Raw genomic sequence first — 19,478 nt, forward strand, 5'->3', positions numbered from 1 at the left:
CGTTCCCCGAGCACCTGCTGAGCCCCAATCGCGAGATGACCGCTCCCCAGGATATGGGTGCAGCCCGCGTCACGCCGAGGCGGTCGGGGACCACACGGCGACCCTGCCCAGTTCCATCAGGGTCACCACGGTATGACCAGAACGGACCAGGAACAGGTCGCGGCGAGGGCAGGCAATCCTGCTGGCTGTTGTCCGCGGGTCCCGGGGAGGACGAGAGGCTCAGCCGCCCCTGGGCAATGCCGAGGCACGACACCCATCCGGTCGAGGTCGACGCCGCGGTCAGTGGCTGAGGCCGAGCATGGAGGCGGTTCGTTCGTAGACGAGGCTCGCCAGGTCAAGGTCTTGGGCTTGGCGTGAGGGTGTGCCCGGTCGCGAGGTGGTGTAGAAGCCGCCGCTGGGGTGCGGCGGCTGGGGTGTGGTGGCGAGCCAGGTGATGGTCTGCACGCCTTCGTCCGGGGTGATGGCGAAGGGGCGGAGCAAGGGGGCGGTCAAGCGCATCAGTCCGCCCGCGCCGGCGTTGAAGCCGGTGTCTTTCACCATGCCGGGGTTGGCGTGGTAGACCCGCATGCCCGCAGGCAGCCTCCGGGCGAGTTCCGAGCCTGCCAGCAGGTTGAGCAGTTTGCTGGTCGCGTAGACGTGGATCTGCGAGTAGAGGCGGGTGGCCCAGGAGGTGCCGCTGACGTCCGGGTCCTCGCGATCGAGCTTGCCGCGCTTTTCCACGAAGCTGGAGACGTTGATGATCCGGGCGTCTGCGGTGAGCGCGCCGCTGGCCAGGAGAGTGTGGGTCAGCAGGAACGGCGCGTGGTGATTGACAGCGTAGGTGCGTTCGGCTCCTTCGGGCGTCTGCTCGTAGCGGGAGAAGGCGGCTCCAGCATTGTTGATGAGGACCCCGATGGGCGGACCGTCCTCGGCGAGCCTGGCCGCCAGGCCGCGTACCTCCGCCTGTCGTGTCAGGTCGGCGACGTAGGTGCGCACGTCGGCCGTGGGGCCGCGCAGCGTCCGTGCCGCGGCGGCGGTCCGTGCCGCGTCGCGGCCGATCAGGACAACGTCCCTGCCGGCATGGAGGAGGTGGCGGGCGGTGGTCAGGCCGAGTCCGCCACTCGCGCCGGTGATCACGGTTACGTCTGGCACGGAGGTATCCTCGCAGTAAGTGGATGGCTTATCCGTTTCACCGTACCATCAAATGGATGAGCTATCCGGTTATGCTGGAGGGGTGATACTGCGCAAGGACGCCGCCCGAAACTGGCAGCGCATCGTGGCGGTGGGCCGCGAGCTTGTGGACGACGGCGTCCCGCTACAGCTCAACGAGGTCGCGCGTCTGGCAGGCGTGGGAGTGGCCACCGTCTACCGGCACTTCCCCACCCCTGAGGCGCTGCTGGAGACCATCGCGACCCCCAGTCTGGAATCCCTGGTCGGTCATGGCGAGAAGGCGCTCGCCGACGACGATCCTGGGCGTGGCCTGTCGGACTTCCTGCTGCACACCATCGACGCGCAGGTCAGGGATGCCTCCCTGTCGCCGGTCGCCGCAGCCCCCGTGGATACGCTGCTTCGCACCACCGAGCTCAAGATTGCGCTGCGCACGGCCGGCACCCATCTGCTCGAACGAGCCCGCGCCGCCGGAGGCGTCCACGCCGGCCTGAGCTCGGACGATCTCATCCCGCTCATGTGCGGCATCGCCTTCGCCGCGGCTGCCCATGGCGACGACCGGGCGGAGCGTGCCCGCACTGCCCGCCGCTACCTCACCCTGTTCCTGGCCGGGCTGCGCACCTGACCGGATCTGCGGCTGTCACGCTCGCGGCGGGGAGCCCGCTGCCGCCCGCCCAGCCCTTTCCTCGTCGAAGGGAACGGCCGCGCCTGGACCTGCCCGGCGTGGCCCGAGACGGGCGCGTGGCTCATCATGTCAGGCAGGTGGCTTCCTCGGCCGGAGCCGGATCGTCACGGCTGAGGAGTAGGACGGGGGGTGTCCTCGATATCGGCGGGGACACCCCCCCACTCCGGCTCACGTGAGTGAAGACGGCCAGACCTGGATCAGCGGCCCGTGTTGGGCCGGGATGGCTCGCACGGGTAGTGCGAGGCGGTGCTCGCCGGGGTTAGCCGGTGGGGTAGAAGCCCCACCATTGGTAAGTTCCGGGGTTGCAGGCGTGGATGTAGACGCTGTGCCCGTTGGAGTCCAGGCATCCGCCGGTTTGGCGGTTCCTGAGCTGGTACCACAGCACGTCCTTGCCGACGGCGTGGTGGAACGTCTTCTTCTTGAAGGTCACGTCCCAGCGCTGCCAGGTGCCGCCGTTGCAGGCGTGGCCGTAGGCCTGGGTGTGGTTGCCGTCCAGGCAGCTCCAAACGGCGTTGGCCTGGACGATCTCGAAGCCGTTGCCCTTGTTGATGAACTGGAAGCCCCCGCCGTACATCTGGAGGGTGGCAGGGCCGATGCCGTTGCTTCCGCCCAGCTTCAGATTCCAGTTGTTGGTCTCGTAGTGCATCAGCGCTCCCCAGCCGCCGGGTGCGGCCGATGCGGGCCCGGATGTCGCGACCGTCACGGTCAGTGCGGTGAGGAGGGTGAGTAGGGATGCGATGAATCTTCGTAACATGTGACCTCTCCCTGGGCAGTTGGTTTTGTGCCCGTCTTGTTGCCTGTCTCTTTGCTTTTATGTCTGAATGTGTGGAAGGTCAAGACCTCCAGTAAGGAGGCGATTCCGTTCGCGAGCTTCACTCACCTCAGGGAGAGCAGGTCGGCCAGGCCGATGCGATGCGAGTTCGGCCCTGATCCGGTCGGCGACCGCGGAGACCACCTCGCTGCCGTCGTGGCTGGGGTCCACGTGTGTGTGCAGGGGCCGGGTGCCGGCGGGCAGGTCCACCAGCCGCACGATCGCCTGCGCCACCGCGCGCGGATGCGCCTGCGGCGGGATCAGAGCGGACAGCCGCGGGCCGAGTTCGGCCAGCAGTTCGCCGTAGCGCTCCCGGTACTCATCCGCCCGCGGCTGGTCGTCCGGCGCGCTGGCGTTGGCGAAGTGGCTGGTTCCGGTGGTGAAGGCGCCGGGCAGCACGATCGCGGTGTCGATGCCGAAGCGGATCAGCTCGCCCGCGCAACTGACCGCCAGCGCGTCCATGGCGGCCTTGGCCGCGAAGTACGGTGCGGCGAACGGCGGGCAGCCGCCACGCGTGCTGGTGCTGCCGACCCACACCAGGAGCCCTTCGCCCCGGGCGCGTAGGTACGGCACGGCCGCCCGGTTCACCCGTTGGGTGCCGAGCACGTTGACGTCGTACTGAGCGGCGAGTTGCTCGGGTGTGAAGGCCTCGGCTGGGCCGAGGACCATGTGCCCGGCGTTGTGCACTACGGCGTCGAGCCTGCCCTGCTCGACGATGATCCGGCTGATGGCAAGGTCGGCCGAGCCCTGGTCGGTAACGTCCAACTCAACCGGAATGGCGTACTGCGCGGTCACCCGTGCCGGGTCGGCGTTGCGGGTTTCCACGTGCCGCATTCCGGCGTAGACGGTGTGGCCGGCCTCAGCCAGGGCCTTGACGGTCAGCGCGCCGATGCCGCTGGAGGCGCCGGTCACCACGATGACCATGTCAGATGATCCCGCCGTTGGCGCGCAGCACCTGGCCGTTGACCCAACGCCCTGCCGGACTGGCCAGGAAGGCGACGGTCTCGGCGATGTCGTCCGGGGTGCCCAGTCGCTCCAGCGGCGGTTGCGCGGCCAGGCGGGCGATGGTCTGTTCGTCCTTGCCCCGTAGGAACATGTCGGTGGCGGTGGGGCCGGGTGCCACGGCGTTGACGGTGATGTCGCGGCCGCGCAGCTCGCGGGCGAGGATCAGGCTGAGCGCCTCCACGCCGCCCTTGCTGGCCGCGTAGGCGCCGTAGCCGGGGAAGGCCAGGCCGATGACCGAGGTGGACAGGTTCACGATGGCGCCGCCGTCGCGCAGGCGGCGTACTGCCTGCTGGTTCACCACGAAGGTGCCGCGCAGGTTGGTCCTGAGCACCCGGTCGAGCGCGGCCAGATCCAGCTCGGCCACCGGGGCCAGTTCCACGATGCCCGCGCTGTGCACCACGACGTCCACGCCGCCGTAGTTCTGCTCGGCCAGGTCGAACATGGCCGCCACCGCGGCCTCGTCGGCGACGTCGGCGCGGGCGGTAACGGCGCTGCCGCCTACGCTGTTGATGGCCTTGACCGTCGTTTCGGCCTCGTCGGTGTTGCCGGCGTATCCGACGACGACCGCGAGGCCGTCGGCGGCCAGTTTCCGGGCGATGGCGCGGCCGATGCCGCGCGAGGCGCCGGTGACGATCGCGGCTCTGCTGTTCACGGGGGAATCTCCTCCTTGTCATGGAAGGCCCGGCCCCGGGCGGGGCCGGGGAGTGGGTCAGGCGTGCTGCTGGATTTTGGCGAGTGTCAGGACGTCGCCGCGAATGCCCCAGCCGCCGTCCACGACCTCGTCGATGAGCACCATCGTGTTGTCGCGTACGGCGTCGCCGAAGGTGTCGCAGTACAGGTCGGTGACCTTGACGATCAGGTCTTCCTTCTGCCCGGCGGTGAGCGTGCCGGCGGGGACCTTCAGGTTGGCGAACGGCATGTGTTTCTCCCTTGTCGGTTCGGTGACGCCCACTGTCGTCGTGCCGGGAGGGGGTATCCAGGTGCCCAATTCCCGGGGGTCGGCGGCACCTGGATGCCGTCGGCCGGGGTGCGTCAACGTGGGGAAGGTGATGAAACTATGGACAGGCCTGCTGGCCGCCGCCGTGTTCGCCACCGGCCAGGCGCACCCAGGTCATCAGGAAGTTCCGACGCGGGCCGTGGCCGCCGATCCGTCCTATGGGCAGGGATGGCGCCGGTTGGCGCCGATCGCGGGCGGTCCCCGGCAGGAGCACAGCGTCGCCGCGATCGGCGGCAAGGTGTACGTGCTCGGCGGCGTACTGGATGGCCCCGGCTTCCCCACCACGGACCGGGTCGAGGCCTACGACACCCGGCGCGGCACCTGGGCGGAGGTGGCGCCGCTGCCGATGGCCATGAACCACCCCAACGCGGTGGCCGCCGGTGGCAAGATCTACGTCCTGGGCGGGCTGTCCGGTGGCGCCTCCTGGCAGGCGCTGCCCGACAGCTTCGTCTACGAGCCGCGTACGAACCGCTGGACCCGGCTGCCGTCCGTTCCCGCGAGCCTGGCGCGAGGCAGCGCCGCGATCGGCGTCCGCGGAACGAAGATCTACCTCGCTGGCGGCATGCTGACGCTGCAGCCCGGTCCCGGCGGCCTTCAGGACACCGTGGCCACCGTCTCCTCCTACGACGTCGTGACCGGACGCTGGGAGAAGCTTCCGGATCTGCCGCAGGCGCGCGACCATGTCGGCGGCGCCGTCATCGGCGAGATGTTCTACGTGGTGGGCGGCCGGGACCGGGGGCAGGTGAACGTGCGCGACAGCGTGTACGCCCTCGATCTGCGCACCCGCCGCTGGTCGGAGCGGGCGCCGATGCCGACGGCGCGGGGCGGGATCGCGGCCGCCGCGGTCGGCTCGAAGATCTACACCTTCGGCGGCGAAGGGCGGCACGACGGCTCCGACCCGAACACCGTCTTCCCCGACGTCGAGGTCTACGACACCGTCCGCGACCGCTGGAAGCGGCTCGACCCGATGCCGGTCCCCCGGCACGGCACCGCCGCCGTCACCGTGGCCGGGACGGTCTACATCCCGGGCGGCGGCACCGCGGGAGGCGGCGCCCCGGTGGACGTCAGCGACGCCTTCCGGCCAGGCACCCGCTGACCACCCGAGGCGCACCACGAGCCAGGGGGTGACATCCCCTGGCTCCCGTCACATCCGCCATGTCACGCTAAGCAGGTGAATCTCGCTGAACTCGGTAAATTCCTGCACACCCGGCGTGCGAGGATCACGCCCGCCGAGGTCGGCCTGATCGGCGGGTCGCGCCGCCGGGTGCCGGGGTTGCGCCGCGAGGAGGTCGCGCAGCTCGCGGGTACCTCGGTCGACTACTACATCGAGCTGGAACGCGGTAGTGGCGCGCGGCCCTCGGCCCAGGTCCTGGCCGCGGTCGCCCGCGCGCTGCGCCTGGATGGCGACGAACGCGACCACCTGTTCGTGCTGGCCGGCCGTACGGCTCTCGCCGGGCACGCAACGGCGGCGCACGTGCAGCCGGCCATGCTCGCCCTGCTGGACCGGCTCGACTCGACCCCCGCCCGCATCATCACCGACCTGCACGAAACCCTCGCCCAGAACCGGCTGGCCACCGCGCTGATCGGCCCGCCCACCGGCGGCAGCTACATCGCGCGGTGGTTCGCCGACCCCGCCAGCCGGTCGATCTACCCCGAGCAGGACCACCCGCACCACACGCGCGTGCTCGTCCACGACCTGCGCGCCGCCGTGGCCCGTCGCGGCCACGACGCCGAGGCGATGGAGATGGTCGTACGGCTGCGCCGTACCAGCGAGGAGTTCGCCGCGCTCTGGGACACCGGAGACGTCGCCGTACGCCGTGGCGACCGCAAGCGGATCATCCACCCCGAGCTGGGGATCATCGACATCCACTGCCAGAACCTCTTCAGCGAGGACGGGCGGCAACGCCTGCAGTTCTACACCGCCCCGCCCGGCAGCCCGGCGGTCGAGCAGCTGCGCCTGCTGTCGGCGATCGGCGTCCAGACCCTCACCGAGCCGTCATTCAGGTGAAAGCCGGCGGGATTCTCATCTGCCCACCCGGCCGTTCCGGTTGTCCAGCTCGGCGCCCGGCTCGGCGGCCACGAGCTCCAAGGCACCTTCCGCTGGCGGGAGAGCGGGACTCGGATCAGCCGCTACAGCCTGGCCCTCGCCGACTCTGCGCCTGCCGGAAATTCCGTCCGTGCAGATCAAGCGGCATGTGAGTATTCGTGGAGGATTCCGCCGAGCCGGTCGCGTCGGCGGACGTTCAGGGCGATGACGCGCGCCGGGTCGGTGATCGGGTCGGGGACGGCGCGTAGTGGTGCCGCCTGGCCAAGGGCTTGATGAGCGCGATGCTCGTTGTAGAAGCGTTCGTACTCGGCCAGGGCGTTGCGTAGGTGACGTTCATTCCAGAGCAGGCAGCGGTCCAGGAGTTCGCGGCGGCAGGTCTGCACCCACCGTTCCATGATGGAGTTCATGCGTGGCATCTGGATGCCGGTGCGTACGGTCTGGATTCTGGCTTCGGCGAGGATCTCGTTCACGAGTGCGGGGAACTTGCCGTCTCGGTCGCGGATCAGGAAGCGTGCCTGGCAGCTTGCGTCCTCCAGGTCCATGACGAGGTTCCTCATCGCCTGGGTGACCCAGGCCGCGGTCGGATGGGCGGTGGTGCCGAGCACACGAATACGCCTGGTGGCGTGCTCGATGACGGCCAGGATGTACTGGCGCTGCCCTGTAAGGGTGACGGTCTCGATGAAGTCGCAGGCCAGGAGCGCGTCGGCTTGCGTGCGCAGGAAGTCGGCCCAGGTGGTGGAGGCCCGCTCGGGTGCCGGGTCGATGCCTTCTCGCTGGAGGATCTCCCAGACCGTGGACGGTGCGACCTTGAGGCCGAGTGTGGTGAGCTCGCCGTGCACCCGCCGATATCCCCAGGATGGATTCTCCCGGACCAGGCGCAGGACGAGGGCGCAGATGGAGCGGACCGTGGGCGGGCGCCCACGGCGCTTCGGCCGGCAGGTCCGGGCGTGCCGCTGTTTCACGATCTCGCGGTGCCAGCGCAGGATGGTGTCCGGGCGGACGACAAGCCGGAGCCGACACAAGACTGCGCGGGGAAGTGAGGTCAGAAGTGCCGCCAGGAAGAGGCGGTCTTCGGGGGTGAATCTCACCCGTACATCGGTGCCGAGCTGTCGTTGCAGGACCATGACCTGGTGACGCAGAGCGAGAATCTCGACATCCTTGTCACGATCGCTCATCGGCAGTAACCGCAAGGCGGCGAAGGCGTTCGTGACGGCCAGATAGGCCAGACGAAGAAGCACGAACGATCATCATGCCGCACCGGTGCTCCTCCACGGGCGAGTGAGGAGCGCCTACACACCCCGGGCTTCGCAAGGCCATGACCTGGCCGGACGGGATTTTCGGCAGGCGCACTGCCCAGGATGTCCGCGAGAGTGCTCGCCGCGCTGCTGCTCAGCACCGACGCCACCGGCATGAGCGCCGCAGAGCTGGTCCGGCACCTGCGGGTGAGCCCGGCGTCGGTATCCAAATCCGTCGGGTACCTCGACGGGGAAGGCGTGATCCGCCGCGAGCAGACCACCCGGCGACGCGATCGATACGTCGTCGATCCCGACGCGTGGTTCCAGGCAATCCTCGCCAGCGCCGACCGAAATCAGCGAATCGCCGACACCGCCCGCCGGGGATCCGACCTCCTGGGCCGCACCACACCCGCCGGCGCCCGGCTCCACGCGCTGAGCCGATTCCACCAGCAGCTCACCAACGACATCATCGAACGGGCCCGCCACTGGCGACACGTGCTCACCGAACCGCCCCCGGGGCCATCGTCCTCCCGCTCATGAGGGGCCGCTCCGGCGCTACGTGGCCGTAATGACGACATCTTGATCATCAGAAGTCAGCAGGCAGGCGTCAAGAAACCCGGGACTGAACTCTGTCCGCTGCCGTGTGGCAGGTGAGGTTCTCCGCACCGATCCACTGGCCCGGACCAAGGCGAACAACGAGGTCCGCAGCACGTCTGCGACGTAAAACCGTCCAGGAGGTCGACCGGCTCGGCCGCAACCTGCTGGAAGGACTCATCGTCCTCAACGACCTGTTCCAGCAAGGCATCGGCGTCAAGGTCCTGGAGGGCATCGCGGCGGGCGAACACACCGAACGCTCCTTCATCCTCGACCTGGCCCTCGCCGCCAGGGGCGGCTCCGCCCACCCATCGCCGACCTCCTGAGGAGCCCGACGTGACGCTGCCGAAGATCCCGCTCGACGACCGCGCGTGCTGGCCGTGGCCAAGGCCCGTCAGCAGTTCGCCCACGACTGCGCCTTCCTCCCCGCGTGGGAGGAGCTGACCGGCGAGGAGCGGGAAGGCGCGCTGCCCGCGGGCCCGCAACTATCTGGAGTCGGCGATCAACGCCGGACTCGTCCCCGCGGTAAATTCGCCATAAAACCGTCGGCGTCGATCCTTCTTCTGGTCAAAGGAGTGCCTGCGCATGGCTGTGATGGCCAAGCGGCGATTACTTCTTACTCGAGCCCGTCTGATAGTCATGTCTCTCAGAGCATGATCATAATTCATGTCGGGCAGTAAGCCAGAGAGATCGAACCACTGGTCGCGTGGGCGAGCGGTCCCTTATATCGCCAGTGTGGCGAATCGTCGTTCAGTTGACCCGAAACAAGCATCTCAAGAAGGGATCTCGGTCATGACCCAGCTTAATCTGCACCAACTCGCGTGCTCCCGCACGGAGGACAGCGGTGAAGACGAAGTTTACATCAGGATAAACGGCTGGCGCGCATGGCCGGACTCGGGCGCATCCTCGATTGGACCACATCAGGCGGTTCCCATCAACAGGGGCTTCGCTTTTGATCAGGACCCCATGAGCATCGAATTGGTCGACGAAGATACTGAACCCATTGATCCGGACGATAGTCTCGGAACGCACACAGCCCGAGAATCCCAGAAAGGCCTGGGAGTGATGCAAGCGATTTTCGAAGGCAACGGCTGCCATTACAGACTCACCTATTCGGTCACATAAATGCGACTAATAGCCAAGGCATAATGGCTGCAGAACGCACTGGACCGATAACTGTCGGTGGCGGCTTCTAGGGTGTCTCCGCTCTGCCTCCGCCTCCCGCGCTAGGCCGGGCACCTCGCCTGAACCGCCTCTGCGCGGCCCTGCGAGCGGTCAGGTTTGCCAGGCTCCTTGTCCGGTGCCAAAACTCGCTCATAGCGCTGGCCTGCGGTTTAACGCGGTGTTAAGCGGCTCTGCGATACTCGTGGATCAGGCCGCAGACAGCGCTTCGTCGCTCTATTCGAGCCGTGAGATCGACCACCTCGGCAGGATCGTGAAGGGGCCGGCGTAGCGACAGGGCCTGATGCGGTCGATGCTGGTTGTAGTGGCGCTCGTACTCGGCCAGGACCCGTCGCAAATGCCGCTCACCGTGAACCAGAAGGTGATCGAGGCATTCGCGCCGGAGCGTGCCGACGAACCGCTCGGCGAAGGTATTCGCCCGCGGCGAGCGCGGCGGGATCTTGAGGGCACGCACGTCCGCCCCGGCGAGTACATCGTCAAATCCTCCGCCGAACTTGCCATCCCTGGCTCGGATCAGGAACTGCCCGTGTGCGAGGAGTGCGTCGAACATGTCCCCCCCAGACGGCGATTTCTGGAAGCTTGCTCGAGCTAAGACTGTCAAGCAACGACTGCTGGCCGCCCAGGCGATCGCCGCACCCGAGGATGTCGTCACGTTTCTTGTGAACGACTCATCTCCTGCCGTGCGCCGAGCCTTGGCAGCACGCGCCGATCTCCAGGAGCATCGGGTGTTATATCAACTCGCCCATGATTCAGACCTCAAGACGCGTCAAGCCCTGGTCGCCAACCCGAACTGCCCGCCAGAAATTCTCATCGAGTTGGTCGATGACCCGCATCGGTCCGTACGGTTGGACTTGCCATCGCACCCGAACATCAGCGAACCGGTCCGCAAGGTGATCGCCAGATCACCAGATGGCGACCTGCGACGCTTGATGGCGGAAGACGCAAATCTTGATCCTGAAACAACAAATCTACTGTTGTCTGACCCCGCGGAGACTGTTCGAGCTGCATTGGCAGGCCACACCTCTTATCCGGCCATCCTTGAGAGCCTTTTGAAAGAGGATAGCGATGTTGTCCGCGCTGGTGCCGCACAAAACAGCCTCACCACTATCGAGCAGCGGCGTGCACTCGCTAGGGACCCAGCAGCATTAGTTCGCGCCAACCTATTGAAGTACGTGGAACTTGAGGAAGATGAACTGCTCTTGCTGGCACAAGACCGTTCCATCAATGAACCTTTTTCATCCTCGCGCGACCTCTTAGTTCTGCTCTACACAGATTGAAAGTTCGGGGTGTCATGTCGATCTCAGGTCTGTGGTCAGGCCGGTGTGTGCCAGGAAGGCGTCCAAGAGGGCGGGACGGTACTGCATCTGCTTGAGTCTGCTGCGGATGACCTGGGCGAGGTCGGCGAGCGTGCAGGGGGCCAGGTTGCCCAGGCCGCGTTTGAGGTGGGACCACACGCTCTCGACGGGGTTGAGTTCGGGTGCGTAGGTCGGCAGGCGGAACACCGTCAACCAGGGACGCGTCTCGATCAGGCGGCGCATCCGGGCGCCGACGTGGGTGTTGACGTTGTCCCAGACGAGCACGATCGGCCCGGCGAGCTGCTGGTGGGCGGCATCCAGCAGACGGGCGAAGTCGGCTTCGTTGAACCCGCCCCAGCCCTCCTGGCACACACCGGCCTGGTCACCAAACCGAGATCGACATGACACCCCGAACTTTCAATCTCTGTAGATCGCCGAGCTCTCGCTTCATGTCGGCAGGAACGTACAGGTACAGCGGACTTCAAGGTTCCATCAGCGAGACACTTTCCGAGAGGGTGTCCACCGACAGAACCGACGCCTCAAACCATCACAAACCGAACCGTCAACGCTGTGCAATCACCGCCCCGGTTGCTCGGTGGTTGCTCTTCGGCATCGCAACGCACGAACACGGGGCGGCATTTTTGGACATTTCAAAAGCAGCAAAGGCTAGCTCGGTGATATTATCGAATACATTGAGGCATTGCCCGACATAAGAGCTGCGGACTTTTAATCCGTAGGTTCCGGGTTCGAGCCCCGGGCGCCCTACCACCTCATACTCAATCTGACCTGGGCTTTATCGGTTCTCGTAGCCTTCTGGCAGGGCCGAGAAGGGCCGTCGGTTGCTCGCTGGTTGCTCTTCGGTACGGTCCCGGCACATGGCCGGGCGCTGCGGGTCCCGGTTCGCCCCTGATTGTCGGGCCAGACCCATAAGAAGGCCACGAGAGAACCCATCGGAAGATCTGGTCGGCGCCTCGATCTGGGTTATGCCTGGAGCTGCGTCAAGTTTTGATCATGCCCGCCATCTGCATGCGGCCGCTCCACGGTGATGTCCTCGAAGACTGGCGAGTACCACAAACCCGGCCTGAGATCCCGCCCCACCGTTGCTCCCCGATCTCCTCCCGGGCCCGCTCTGCCCACCGATTTCATCAAGCCCTCTTCAAGTCGAGGAAAACCAGCCGCCACGGCCTATACCGCTCCAGGAGAGGACCAGGTGCAGATCAAGCCCGACCAGGCCGATAGGCGCCATCATGACCGCACCTTCGTTCATCAAATGTGCCGTCGGGTGTAGATGAACACGTCTGGGGGCCGCCAGTGCGGCGGATCAGATCCCGCGGACGCCTGAACCACTGCGTCGCCCGAATCGGCATCGATGCCGAGGTATGCCAGCGATGGGTGATCAGCCCCACGGTCATCGTGGCGGGTACGCACGAGGATCGGCCGCCGCCAGGGCGCCGGGCCGTACCGGCTGCCGCCCCACCCTCGTCAACGCCGGACTCCTCAAAGCCGCCCGAGACCTCCTCCCCGACTCCGAACGCTCCCGTAACCTCCATCGCCGAACTCCTCGGCATCTCCGTCGGAACCCTCGACAACCACATTCCCGGCCTCCAAGAACTCCGCGCAACACGGCAAGGATCTACCACCTGAAGCATCCGGCGGCCCCCGCTCACCCATCACGCAGGCGTACATCCTCAGCCAGGTTGGCCAGGGCGACATCCCGGCTGTAGTCATCACCAAAGGCCTCGAAAATGGTGGCGGCCGTGATCGCCTCCTCAAAGCGCCGCACCTCCTGCAGCGCGAGGCCGAGGTTGTTCCACGCCATGCCTACGCCGCGCCGGTCACCGACCTCCCGCACGCAGGCCAAAGCGATGAAGCCGACAACCAGCTGATCCTCCAGATGCCGCCGCCAATCCAGATAGTCGCCGAGGTAGGCAGCCAGGCCAGCCGCCAGCCCGTAGCAGCCGATCTGCTGGCCGACGCTGACCGCGGCCACGAGGCTGAGCCGCTCGGCGTCGAACCAGGCCGGCGCCGCGCCCCGGTCGGCGAACTCGGCTCCGGTGGCCTGCCCGGTCAGGGCGGTCAGCGCGGTGTCGGCGGCCCGCGCCTGGTGCAGGTAGTGCTCCAGCAGCCGGTCAACCGCCTGCCGCACCTCGTCCGACTCGAGGGTCCGGCCGGCCTGCTCGCCGGCGTACAAGCGCAGCAGGTCGTGCATCCCCCAGCGCTCACCGGGCGCACCGACGATCAGGCGGGCGGCGGCGAGCTCACGCAACTCCCGCCGCACCACCGCCTCCGGTCGGCCGTCCAGCACAGCGGCCGCCGTCATGGAGACTTCCACCCCGGGCGCCGAGGGCAACAGCACGAACAACCGCGCCCGCTCCGGAGACCGGGCGGCCAGCCGCTGGAAGGACAGGTCGAAAGCGGCCCGCACCGCCAGCGCCCCTTCCGCATCCTGGCCCTCGACCTACATCACGTTCAGCCGCTCACCCGCGTCGGCGAGCTCAGCGGCCATCGCCGACAACGGCCGGTCGGGCTCGGCGGCCAGCAACGCGGCGATGATCTGCACCGCCAGCGGCAACCACCCACCCAACCGCACCACCTCGGCGGCGATGTCCGGTTCAGCCTCCACCCGCCGGTCGGCCACCCGATGTACCGTGAGCGCAGTGCGCAGCAGCTAGACCGCCTCACCCTCGGTGAGGACGTCGAGGTCGAACTGGCGGCCCGCCAGCGGCAGCGTGTGGCGGGAGGTGACCAGCAGCCGATGGCAGGAGTGCGCCGTATCCCGGCTGTAGTCATCGCCGAAGTCCTCAGATCCAGCACCATCCCCGCCGGCTGCGTCGTCGCCCAGCATGGGCCTGAACGGCACGTCGGCCAGGGTAGAGCGAGGGCTACGTGGGTGACGTGTCTCAATCAATCATGCCCATGCAGGTCAGGGCCTCGCGTCCGGCCGACTTCGTAGAGACCGGACAGTGAGGGGCCGCCTCAAGGGGAAAGGGGTGGCTTCGTTGGCCGCATCCGGCCATGCTCGTCGCCTTCATCGAACACGATGCGCCGACGGTGCGTAGGGTTCCGCCTGAGTCGCTGCTCAAGCGTGCGCCGACCTGGGCGGTCTCACCGGCTCGATGATGTCGGCAGGGCCCACTGTCGTCACCGGGACACTGGGGAGGTCGACAGTGATGTCGAGGCCGCCACCACTGCGGGCGGTGACCGTGATGCGTCCCTGGTGGGCGAGGGTGACCGCGCGGACGATCGAAAGTCCAAGTCCAAGTCCCAGGCCGTCGGTGCGTACGCGGCTGCCCTGCCCGCGTACAAACGGTTCCAGCAGCGTCTGCACCGCCTCGGGCACGATCTCGCGGCCGGTGTTGCTGATCCGCAGGACAGCGCGTCCGCCCGCTGTGTACGTATCGACGATGAGGTGCCCGCCGGCGTAGTTGTAACGCAGCGCGTTGTCGACCAGGTTGCCGATCATCCGTTTCAGCAGGACGGGCTCGCCGATGACCGGCGCGGGCCGCAGTCTGGAGCGTATGGCTATGTCAGCGGTCGCCGCCCGCCCCTCGACGGCGTCGAGGGCGGTGGCCGTGTTGGCGGCGAGGTCGGCCGCCTCACGCGCGCCGGGCCCAGCCTGGCTGCGGGCCAGCAGCAACAGGCCGTTCAGGACGCTTTGCAGGTGCTCGACGGTGTCGCGGACGTCGCCGGCCATCGCGAGCAGCTCGCCCCGGCTGGGGTGTCCGTCCAGGGTGACGTCGATCGCGGTGCGGGCGGTGGTCAGCGGGGTGCGCAGCTCGTGGGCGGCATTGGCGGTGAACAGCCGCTGGCTGTCCAGGATCCGGTCGCGCTCGGCGACGCCGCGATGGATGCGGTCCAGCATGTCGTTGACCGTTCCCGCCAGCGCCGACAACTCGTCGGTGGGGTGGTGACCGGGACCCGCTCGGTGAGGTTCTCGGCCGACAGCCGCCGGGCGGCCGAGGAGATCAAGCGGATCGGCCGCAGCACCCGGCCGGCTACCAGCCAGGCCAGTAGGGCGGCCAGGACGGTCACCACGACGAACGCCAGACCGGCCTGGGGCAGCAGCGCGGCCAGGGTGTCGGCCTGCACCCGATCGGCAAGATCGTGCAGATCCTGCCTCTGCGGCGGTATCAGTTGCATCGTGCCCTGCGGGCCGGAGCCGGCCGGGTCCAAATGAGTGACGAGCGCGGGGCGCCGCTTCATCAGCAGGTAGGTCAGCCCGGTCAGCGCGGCCCCGGCGGCCAGCACGAGGGTGGTCTGCAGCAGCGCGAGCCGGGCCCGGGCGGTCAGTCGCACGGGCCGATCCGGTAGCCGGCGCCGGTGACGGTCTCGATCAGCGGCGGGTCGCCGAGTTTGCGACGCAGCGTGCCGATGGTGATCCGGACCGCGTTGGTGAACGGGTCGGCGTGCTCGTCCCACACCTTCTCCAGCAGCGTTTCCGCACTGACGACGGTATCGCCGGCGGCGAGCAGTTGATGGAGCACGCCGAACTCCTTGGGGGTCAGGCGCAGCAGCCGGCCGTCCCGCTCGGCGCTGCGCCGGGCCGGGTCCAGCTCCACGTCGGCGGCGCGTAGCACCGGCGGGCGGGCCGGTGCGCTGCGCCGGACCAGGGCGTGCACGCGGGCGATCAGCTCAGCGAAGGCGAACGGCTTGCCCAGGTAGTCGTCGGCCCCCAGCATCAGCCCGCCGACCCGGTCCTCGACGGCGTCGGAAGCGGTCAGCATCAGCACCCGCGACTCGCCGCGCTGGGCGAGCCGGCGGCACACCGTATCGCCGTGCACGACGGGCAGGTCCCGGTCCAGGACCACCACCTCGTAGGGGGTGACCTCGCACTTGTCCAGCGCGCTGCGGCCGTCCATGGCGACGTCGACGGTGAAACCGTGCTTGCGCAGCCCGGCTTCGATATACCCGGCGAGGAGCTGTTCGTCTTCAACCAGGAGCACACGCATCCGGGGAGTATCGCAACACGCGCATATGGACCGCATATGGTCCGGCGATCGCCTGTCGATATGCGCCGGCCGGTAGATGTGATCACCCTCGGAGTTCCCGTAGAGAGGATCACAAGAGATGAGCCGTGCACGAACGGTCGGCATGACCTGGCTGGCCTCCGCCATGCTGGCGTTGGGTCTCCACGCACCCGCAACCGCAGCCGACCAGGCCAGGCTGGGAGACGTCCAGCAGGCGATCAAGAACCTGGCCAAGACCGACGGGGTGGTGGGTGCCATCGGCGAGGTGTACGTCGACGGCAAACGGGTGGCCCAGGGTACGGCGGGTTCGCGCCTGCTCGATGGCAAGGGCGGTCGTATTCCCCCGGGCTCCCGTTACCGCATCGCGTCCCAGACCAAGCTCATGGAGGCCACGGTCATCCTGCAGTTGGTCGGGGAAGGCAAGCTCAAGCTGGACGACAAGCTCAGCGCCGTCCTGCCCGAGATGGCCGAACACGACTATGTGGATCGGGCCGATGAGATCACTGTGCAGCAGCTGATCCGCCACACCTCGGGCATTCCTGACTTCATGGAGAGCGGGAAGTTCGACGTCTTCGACTTCACCACCGCTTACCAGCTGATCGACCTGGTGAAGGCCGCACGGACCGTCCCCCGCAAGGGCGAGCCGGGACAGTACCTCTACTCCACCACCAACTACGTCCTCCTCGGCATGATCATCGAGAAGGTGACCGGCCACGACCGGGCCGGCGAGTTCAAGCGGCGCCTGTTCACCCCGCTCGGCATGAAGCACACCTATCTGGCCACCAAGGTCTCCGACCAGATCAAGGGCCAGCACGGACACGGCTACTACCCCGACGCCAAGGGCAGGCCACGCGACGTCGACCGGCTCAACGCCACCATCGGGGGCCAAGGAGTGATCTCCACCGCGCACGACGTCAGCGCCTACTACCGCGCACTCAACCAGGGCAAGCTGCTGCCGGCGGACCTGCAACGACAGATGCCACGGCCCTTCCCCGAACTGTGCGGCGGAACGGTCTCCGCGGCCTCGGGCAGCATGCCCGGAATCAACTCCACCACCTTCTCCTCGACCGACGGCCGGCTTCAGTTCGCGGTGGCCACCACGCTGAAGATCGACAACGAGCAGGCCATGGCCGTCGGTGACGCCGTCACCCAGGCCGCGAAGGCCGTCCTCTGCCCCGGCCAATAGCCGAAGCCATCTACCACGGCGGCCGTTGATCGGTACCGGCCAGCCGGTAGTGAAATCGCCTGAAAGAGAAAATCATGACAATGAGTATGAGCCTGGCCGGGCTGGCAGGCGCGGTACTGGCGATGAGCCTCCCCGCACCCGCGACGGCCGCCGTACAGGCGGGTGCGTTGTCCGTTCAGTGGAAATCCTGCCCGGACTACTCCGATGAGGTGATCCGGAGCCTGCGCGTGACGCAGGAGCAGGTTCCGGCCTTCCGCACGCTGATGAAGCGCCTGGAGTGCGGGACGGTCGGCGTCCCGCTGAACCACCGCGACCCCGGCGGGCGGAAGATCGACATCGCGGTGACCCGGCTGGCCGCCACCGACAAGACCCACCGGCTCGGCGCCCTCGCCATCCTGCCGGGAGGGCCCGGCCAAAGCGGCTACCTGGACCCGGTGCGGACCGTGCTCAACAAGGAGGCGGCAGCGCTCAACGAGCGATACGACATCATCGGCTTCGACCCACGCGGAGTGGGCTACAGCACCAAGGTCGACTGCCCCCTCTCGCCAGGAGGTCCGCGGGAGCCGGGCGCGCTGACCAAGAAGGCGGCCAGGAAGATGTACGACGCCCAGGTCGCCGCCAACCAGAAGTGCGGACGCTTCGACCGCGCCTTCATCGGACAGCTCACCACCGACAACGCGGCCAAGGACCTGGACCTGGTGCGGACCGCCCTAGGTGAGCGCGAGCTCAACCTGCTCGGCCTGTCCTGGGGCAGCTCTTTGGGCATGGTGTACCGCAGCCTGTTCCCCGTACGCACCGGACGGGCGTTCCTGGACAGCGTCGCGCCGCCGTGGACCAATCTCATGAAGCACACCAAGGGCGCCGCGCAGGCGGCCGAGCGAAACTTCGGGCGCATGGCCACCTGGCTGAGCCACCGCGACGACACCTACGGTCTCGGCGCCACCGCCCGGCAGGTGCGCGAGCAGGTGGCCAAGCTGGTCCGCGACTACGACAAGAGCCCCAAAACCTACCCCGACCTGCCGCGGCCCATCGACGGCTCGGCCGTCGCCGACCTGGCCAAGCGCATCTCGACCGAGTGGGTACGCGCGGGCAAGGCACTGGCCGAACTGCGGACGGCGACGGGCACCACCGCCCCGCCCACCGTCAAGGAGATGCTCAGCGGCGCTCGGATGACGGGCACCCCCCTGCCTGGCGCGCCCGAAATGCTGAACATGACCATGAACTGGGCGGTCAAGTGCAACGAGGACAGCAGCCGGCCCGACTTCGGCACAGCTTGGCGTGCCTACCAGCAGCTCGTGAAGCGCCATCCGGCAACCGGCCGGTCCGGGGGATTCGGAGGTGCCCTGTGCCAGGGGTGGCCGCTACCCGTACAGCGGCCCACGTTGAAGCGGGGGAGCGGGTCATTGGTGCTGGCGGGGCACCTGTACGAGTTCATGTCTGTCTATGACTGGACGTTGCAGACGCGGCGCGCCATCGGTGGCAGCGTCTACACGATCGCCGACGACGTGCACGTCTCGGCTACTCGGGTGCCCGAGTGCGCCGCCGACGTGGTGGAGTACTTCGAGACGGGCCGGATCGACACAGGTTGCAAGGGCAGCGGAGCCCCGAACTGACCACCGAGAAGCGGGAGAGACCTGCGGGCCAGCGGGTCGAGTAGCCCGGAGCTGATATCCACTGGACCCAGCCTCGGGTCCTGCCGCCTTCATGCACCGTTATCCACCGAAATGGCGCTGGTTCTCAGTGGGCAATGTCAGATATCCACTGAGACTTCGTTCACTCTGGTTGCTCCTCCACCCTTGCAAGGAGACTCGAGTAGCGAGCGAGAGCCTCCCGCGTGATCACCGTGTCGGGATGGTCGACCCCACGCACCCGCTCCTCCACTGACAGCAACGCAGCCAACTGGTCGCGGGCTGCACCCGGGTCTCCGGTCTCCCCCGTGCAGTAGGCGAGGTTGTGCCTGGTGGTCAGCGTGTCGGGGTGCTCCGCGCCGAGCACCCGCTCCTGCACCGGCAGCACCTTGGCGAGCTGGTCGCGCGCCCCGGCCATATCCCCGGCCAGTCCCGTCCAGTGGGCGAGGTTGTGCCTGGTGGTCAGCGTGTCGGGGTGCTCCGCGCCGAGCACCCGCTCGCGCACCGGCAGCACTGCAGCGAGCTGGTCGCGCGCCCCGGCCGCATCTCCGGCCTGCCCCGTCCAGTGGGCGAGGTTGTGCCTGGTGGTCAGCGTGTGGGGGTGCTCCGCGCCGAGCACCCGCTCCCGCACCCGCAACACCTCGGCGAAGCGGTCGCGCGCCCCGGCCGCGTCCCCGGCCTGTCCTGTGTAGTGGGCGAG

Annotated in this window: 24 protein-coding genes and 1 tRNA gene; 10 read left to right on the forward strand and 15 right to left on the reverse strand. The window is 67.8% G+C overall.

Translation table 11 applies throughout. The annotated features are described in order from the left end of the window. Nucleotides 1–279: 279 nt before the first annotated feature. Entirely contained in the window at nucleotides 280–1,131 is an 852-nt protein-coding gene (locus tag ACIBI5_RS52925) for an SDR family NAD(P)-dependent oxidoreductase (RefSeq protein WP_397259230.1), read from the reverse strand. Between the two features lie 82 nt (nucleotides 1,132–1,213). On the opposite strand from ACIBI5_RS52925, the gene ACIBI5_RS52930 reads away from it, so the two are divergent. Next, nucleotides 1,214–1,771: a TetR/AcrR family transcriptional regulator gene (locus ACIBI5_RS52930; protein WP_397259232.1), complete on the forward strand. Its 558-nt coding sequence runs from the start codon at nucleotides 1,214–1,216 to the stop codon at nucleotides 1,769–1,771. A gap of 319 nt (nucleotides 1,772–2,090) precedes the next feature. Here the strand turns inward: ACIBI5_RS52930 and ACIBI5_RS52935 are convergent, their stop codons facing one another. The 4 genes from ACIBI5_RS52935 to ACIBI5_RS52950 are packed head-to-tail and all read right to left on the reverse strand — an operon-like array spanning nucleotide 2,091 to nucleotide 4,566. Further along, nucleotides 2,091–2,585 carry an RICIN domain-containing protein gene (locus tag ACIBI5_RS52935; RefSeq protein ID WP_397259234.1) on the reverse strand — a complete coding sequence of 165 codons (495 nt, stop codon included), beginning with the start codon at nucleotides 2,583–2,585 and terminating at the stop codon, nucleotides 2,091–2,093. Between the two features lie 57 nt (nucleotides 2,586–2,642). Then, entirely contained in the window at nucleotides 2,643–3,566 is a 924-nt protein-coding gene (locus ACIBI5_RS52940; protein WP_397259236.1) for an SDR family NAD(P)-dependent oxidoreductase, read from the reverse strand. A 1-nt stretch (nucleotide 3,567) separates the two neighbouring features. Beyond that, a complete protein-coding gene (locus ACIBI5_RS52945) occupies nucleotides 3,568–4,299 on the reverse strand; it encodes an SDR family oxidoreductase (protein ID WP_397259238.1) in 732 nt (243 codons plus the stop codon). Between the two features lie 57 nt (nucleotides 4,300–4,356). Then, nucleotides 4,357–4,566, reverse strand: a complete 210-nt coding sequence (locus tag ACIBI5_RS52950; RefSeq protein WP_397259240.1) for a 4-oxalocrotonate tautomerase family protein — start codon at nucleotides 4,564–4,566, stop codon at nucleotides 4,357–4,359. Between the two features lie 130 nt (nucleotides 4,567–4,696). Here ACIBI5_RS52950 and ACIBI5_RS52955 point away from each other — a divergent pair, with 130 nt between their 5' ends. After that, the gene (locus ACIBI5_RS52955; protein ID WP_397259242.1) at nucleotides 4,697–5,740 is read left to right on the forward strand and encodes a Kelch repeat-containing protein; all 1,044 of its coding nucleotides are present in this window, start codon (nucleotides 4,697–4,699) and stop codon (nucleotides 5,738–5,740) included. Nucleotides 5,741–5,815: 75 nt separating this feature from the next. After that, nucleotides 5,816–6,652 (forward strand): helix-turn-helix transcriptional regulator, encoded by an 837-nt coding sequence (locus ACIBI5_RS52960; protein WP_397259244.1) that lies wholly within the window; start codon nucleotides 5,816–5,818, stop codon nucleotides 6,650–6,652. A gap of 176 nt (nucleotides 6,653–6,828) precedes the next feature. Here the strand turns inward: ACIBI5_RS52960 and ACIBI5_RS52965 are convergent, their stop codons facing one another. Further along, nucleotides 6,829–7,929, reverse strand: coding sequence for an integrase core domain-containing protein (locus ACIBI5_RS52965; protein WP_397259246.1), 1,101 nt, complete (start codon nucleotides 7,927–7,929; stop codon nucleotides 6,829–6,831). Nucleotides 7,930–8,049: 120 nt separating this feature from the next. On the opposite strand from ACIBI5_RS52965, the gene ACIBI5_RS52970 reads away from it, so the two are divergent. The 3 genes from ACIBI5_RS52970 to ACIBI5_RS52980 all read left to right on the forward strand — a co-directional run bounded on the left by ACIBI5_RS52970 (nucleotide 8,050) and on the right by ACIBI5_RS52980 (nucleotide 9,645). After that, nucleotides 8,050–8,466: a GbsR/MarR family transcriptional regulator gene (locus ACIBI5_RS52970; RefSeq protein ID WP_397259247.1), complete on the forward strand. Its 417-nt coding sequence runs from the start codon at nucleotides 8,050–8,052 to the stop codon at nucleotides 8,464–8,466. Between the two features lie 110 nt (nucleotides 8,467–8,576). Beyond that, complete coding sequence (locus ACIBI5_RS52975; RefSeq protein ID WP_397259249.1) at nucleotides 8,577–8,846, forward strand: hypothetical protein; 270 nt, start codon at nucleotides 8,577–8,579, stop codon at nucleotides 8,844–8,846. 466 nt (nucleotides 8,847–9,312) lie between these two features. Then, the gene (locus tag ACIBI5_RS52980; protein ID WP_397259251.1) at nucleotides 9,313–9,645 is read left to right on the forward strand and encodes a hypothetical protein; all 333 of its coding nucleotides are present in this window, start codon (nucleotides 9,313–9,315) and stop codon (nucleotides 9,643–9,645) included. Between the two features lie 220 nt (nucleotides 9,646–9,865). Here the strand turns inward: ACIBI5_RS52980 and ACIBI5_RS52985 are convergent, their stop codons facing one another. Then, nucleotides 9,866–10,252 (reverse strand): integrase core domain-containing protein, encoded by a 387-nt coding sequence (locus ACIBI5_RS52985; protein WP_397259253.1) that lies wholly within the window; start codon nucleotides 10,250–10,252, stop codon nucleotides 9,866–9,868. Here ACIBI5_RS52985 and ACIBI5_RS52990 point away from each other — a divergent pair. Beyond that, the gene (locus tag ACIBI5_RS52990; RefSeq protein ID WP_397259255.1) at nucleotides 10,251–10,979 is read left to right on the forward strand and encodes a hypothetical protein; all 729 of its coding nucleotides are present in this window, start codon (nucleotides 10,251–10,253) and stop codon (nucleotides 10,977–10,979) included. The two genes, ACIBI5_RS52985 and ACIBI5_RS52990, sit on opposite strands and share 2 nt — an antisense overlap. 12 nt (nucleotides 10,980–10,991) lie before the next feature. Here ACIBI5_RS52990 and ACIBI5_RS52995 read toward each other — a convergent pair whose 3' ends face one another. Then, nucleotides 10,992–11,369, reverse strand: a complete 378-nt coding sequence (locus tag ACIBI5_RS52995) for a transposase (RefSeq protein WP_397259257.1) — start codon at nucleotides 11,367–11,369, stop codon at nucleotides 10,992–10,994. 291 nt (nucleotides 11,370–11,660) lie between these two features. Between ACIBI5_RS52995 and ACIBI5_RS53000 the strand changes: the two genes are divergently transcribed. Next, nucleotides 11,661–11,765: transfer RNA gene (locus ACIBI5_RS53000), tRNA-Lys, on the forward strand. 895 nt (nucleotides 11,766–12,660) lie between these two features. Here ACIBI5_RS53000 and ACIBI5_RS53005 read toward each other — a convergent pair. The 6 genes from ACIBI5_RS53005 to ACIBI5_RS53030 all read right to left on the reverse strand — a co-directional run bounded on the left by ACIBI5_RS53005 (nucleotide 12,661) and on the right by ACIBI5_RS53030 (nucleotide 15,946). Beyond that, nucleotides 12,661–13,422: a hypothetical protein gene (locus tag ACIBI5_RS53005; RefSeq protein WP_397259259.1), complete on the reverse strand. Its 762-nt coding sequence runs from the start codon at nucleotides 13,420–13,422 to the stop codon at nucleotides 12,661–12,663. Between the two features lie 33 nt (nucleotides 13,423–13,455). Then, nucleotides 13,456–13,635, reverse strand: coding sequence for a hypothetical protein (locus tag ACIBI5_RS53010; RefSeq protein WP_397259260.1), 180 nt, complete (start codon nucleotides 13,633–13,635; stop codon nucleotides 13,456–13,458). 30 nt (nucleotides 13,636–13,665) lie between these two features. Continuing rightward, nucleotides 13,666–13,857, reverse strand: coding sequence for a hypothetical protein (locus ACIBI5_RS53015; RefSeq protein ID WP_397259262.1), 192 nt, complete (start codon nucleotides 13,855–13,857; stop codon nucleotides 13,666–13,668). 219 nt (nucleotides 13,858–14,076) lie between these two features. Then, on the reverse strand, nucleotides 14,077–14,859 hold the full coding sequence (locus ACIBI5_RS53020; RefSeq protein WP_397259264.1) for a sensor histidine kinase: 783 nt from the start codon (nucleotides 14,857–14,859) through the stop codon (nucleotides 14,077–14,079). Then, entirely contained in the window at nucleotides 14,757–15,293 is a 537-nt protein-coding gene (locus ACIBI5_RS53025) for a HAMP domain-containing protein (protein WP_397259266.1), read from the reverse strand. The genes ACIBI5_RS53020 and ACIBI5_RS53025 overlap by 103 nt, the downstream gene beginning before the upstream one ends. After that, complete coding sequence (locus ACIBI5_RS53030; protein ID WP_397259268.1) at nucleotides 15,284–15,946, reverse strand: response regulator transcription factor; 663 nt, start codon at nucleotides 15,944–15,946, stop codon at nucleotides 15,284–15,286. The genes ACIBI5_RS53025 and ACIBI5_RS53030 overlap by 10 nt, the downstream gene beginning before the upstream one ends. A 118-nt stretch (nucleotides 15,947–16,064) precedes the next feature. On the opposite strand from ACIBI5_RS53030, the gene ACIBI5_RS53035 reads away from it, so the two are divergent. Beyond that, nucleotides 16,065–17,150, forward strand: a complete 1,086-nt coding sequence (locus ACIBI5_RS53035; RefSeq protein ID WP_397259270.1) for a serine hydrolase domain-containing protein — start codon at nucleotides 16,065–16,067, stop codon at nucleotides 17,148–17,150. A gap of 74 nt (nucleotides 17,151–17,224) precedes the next feature. Beyond that, the gene (locus tag ACIBI5_RS53040) at nucleotides 17,225–18,763 is read left to right on the forward strand and encodes an alpha/beta fold hydrolase (protein WP_397259272.1); all 1,539 of its coding nucleotides are present in this window, start codon (nucleotides 17,225–17,227) and stop codon (nucleotides 18,761–18,763) included. A 160-nt stretch (nucleotides 18,764–18,923) separates the two neighbouring features. Here ACIBI5_RS53040 and ACIBI5_RS53045 read toward each other — a convergent pair. Beyond that, nucleotides 18,924–19,478: tetratricopeptide repeat protein (locus ACIBI5_RS53045; RefSeq protein ID WP_397259274.1), on the reverse strand; the 555-nt coding region annotated here is incomplete at its 5' end.

The sequence above is a fragment of the Nonomuraea sp. NPDC050540 genome, assembly GCF_044457485.1.
Lineage (GTDB): Bacteria > Actinomycetota > Actinomycetes > Streptosporangiales > Streptosporangiaceae > Nonomuraea.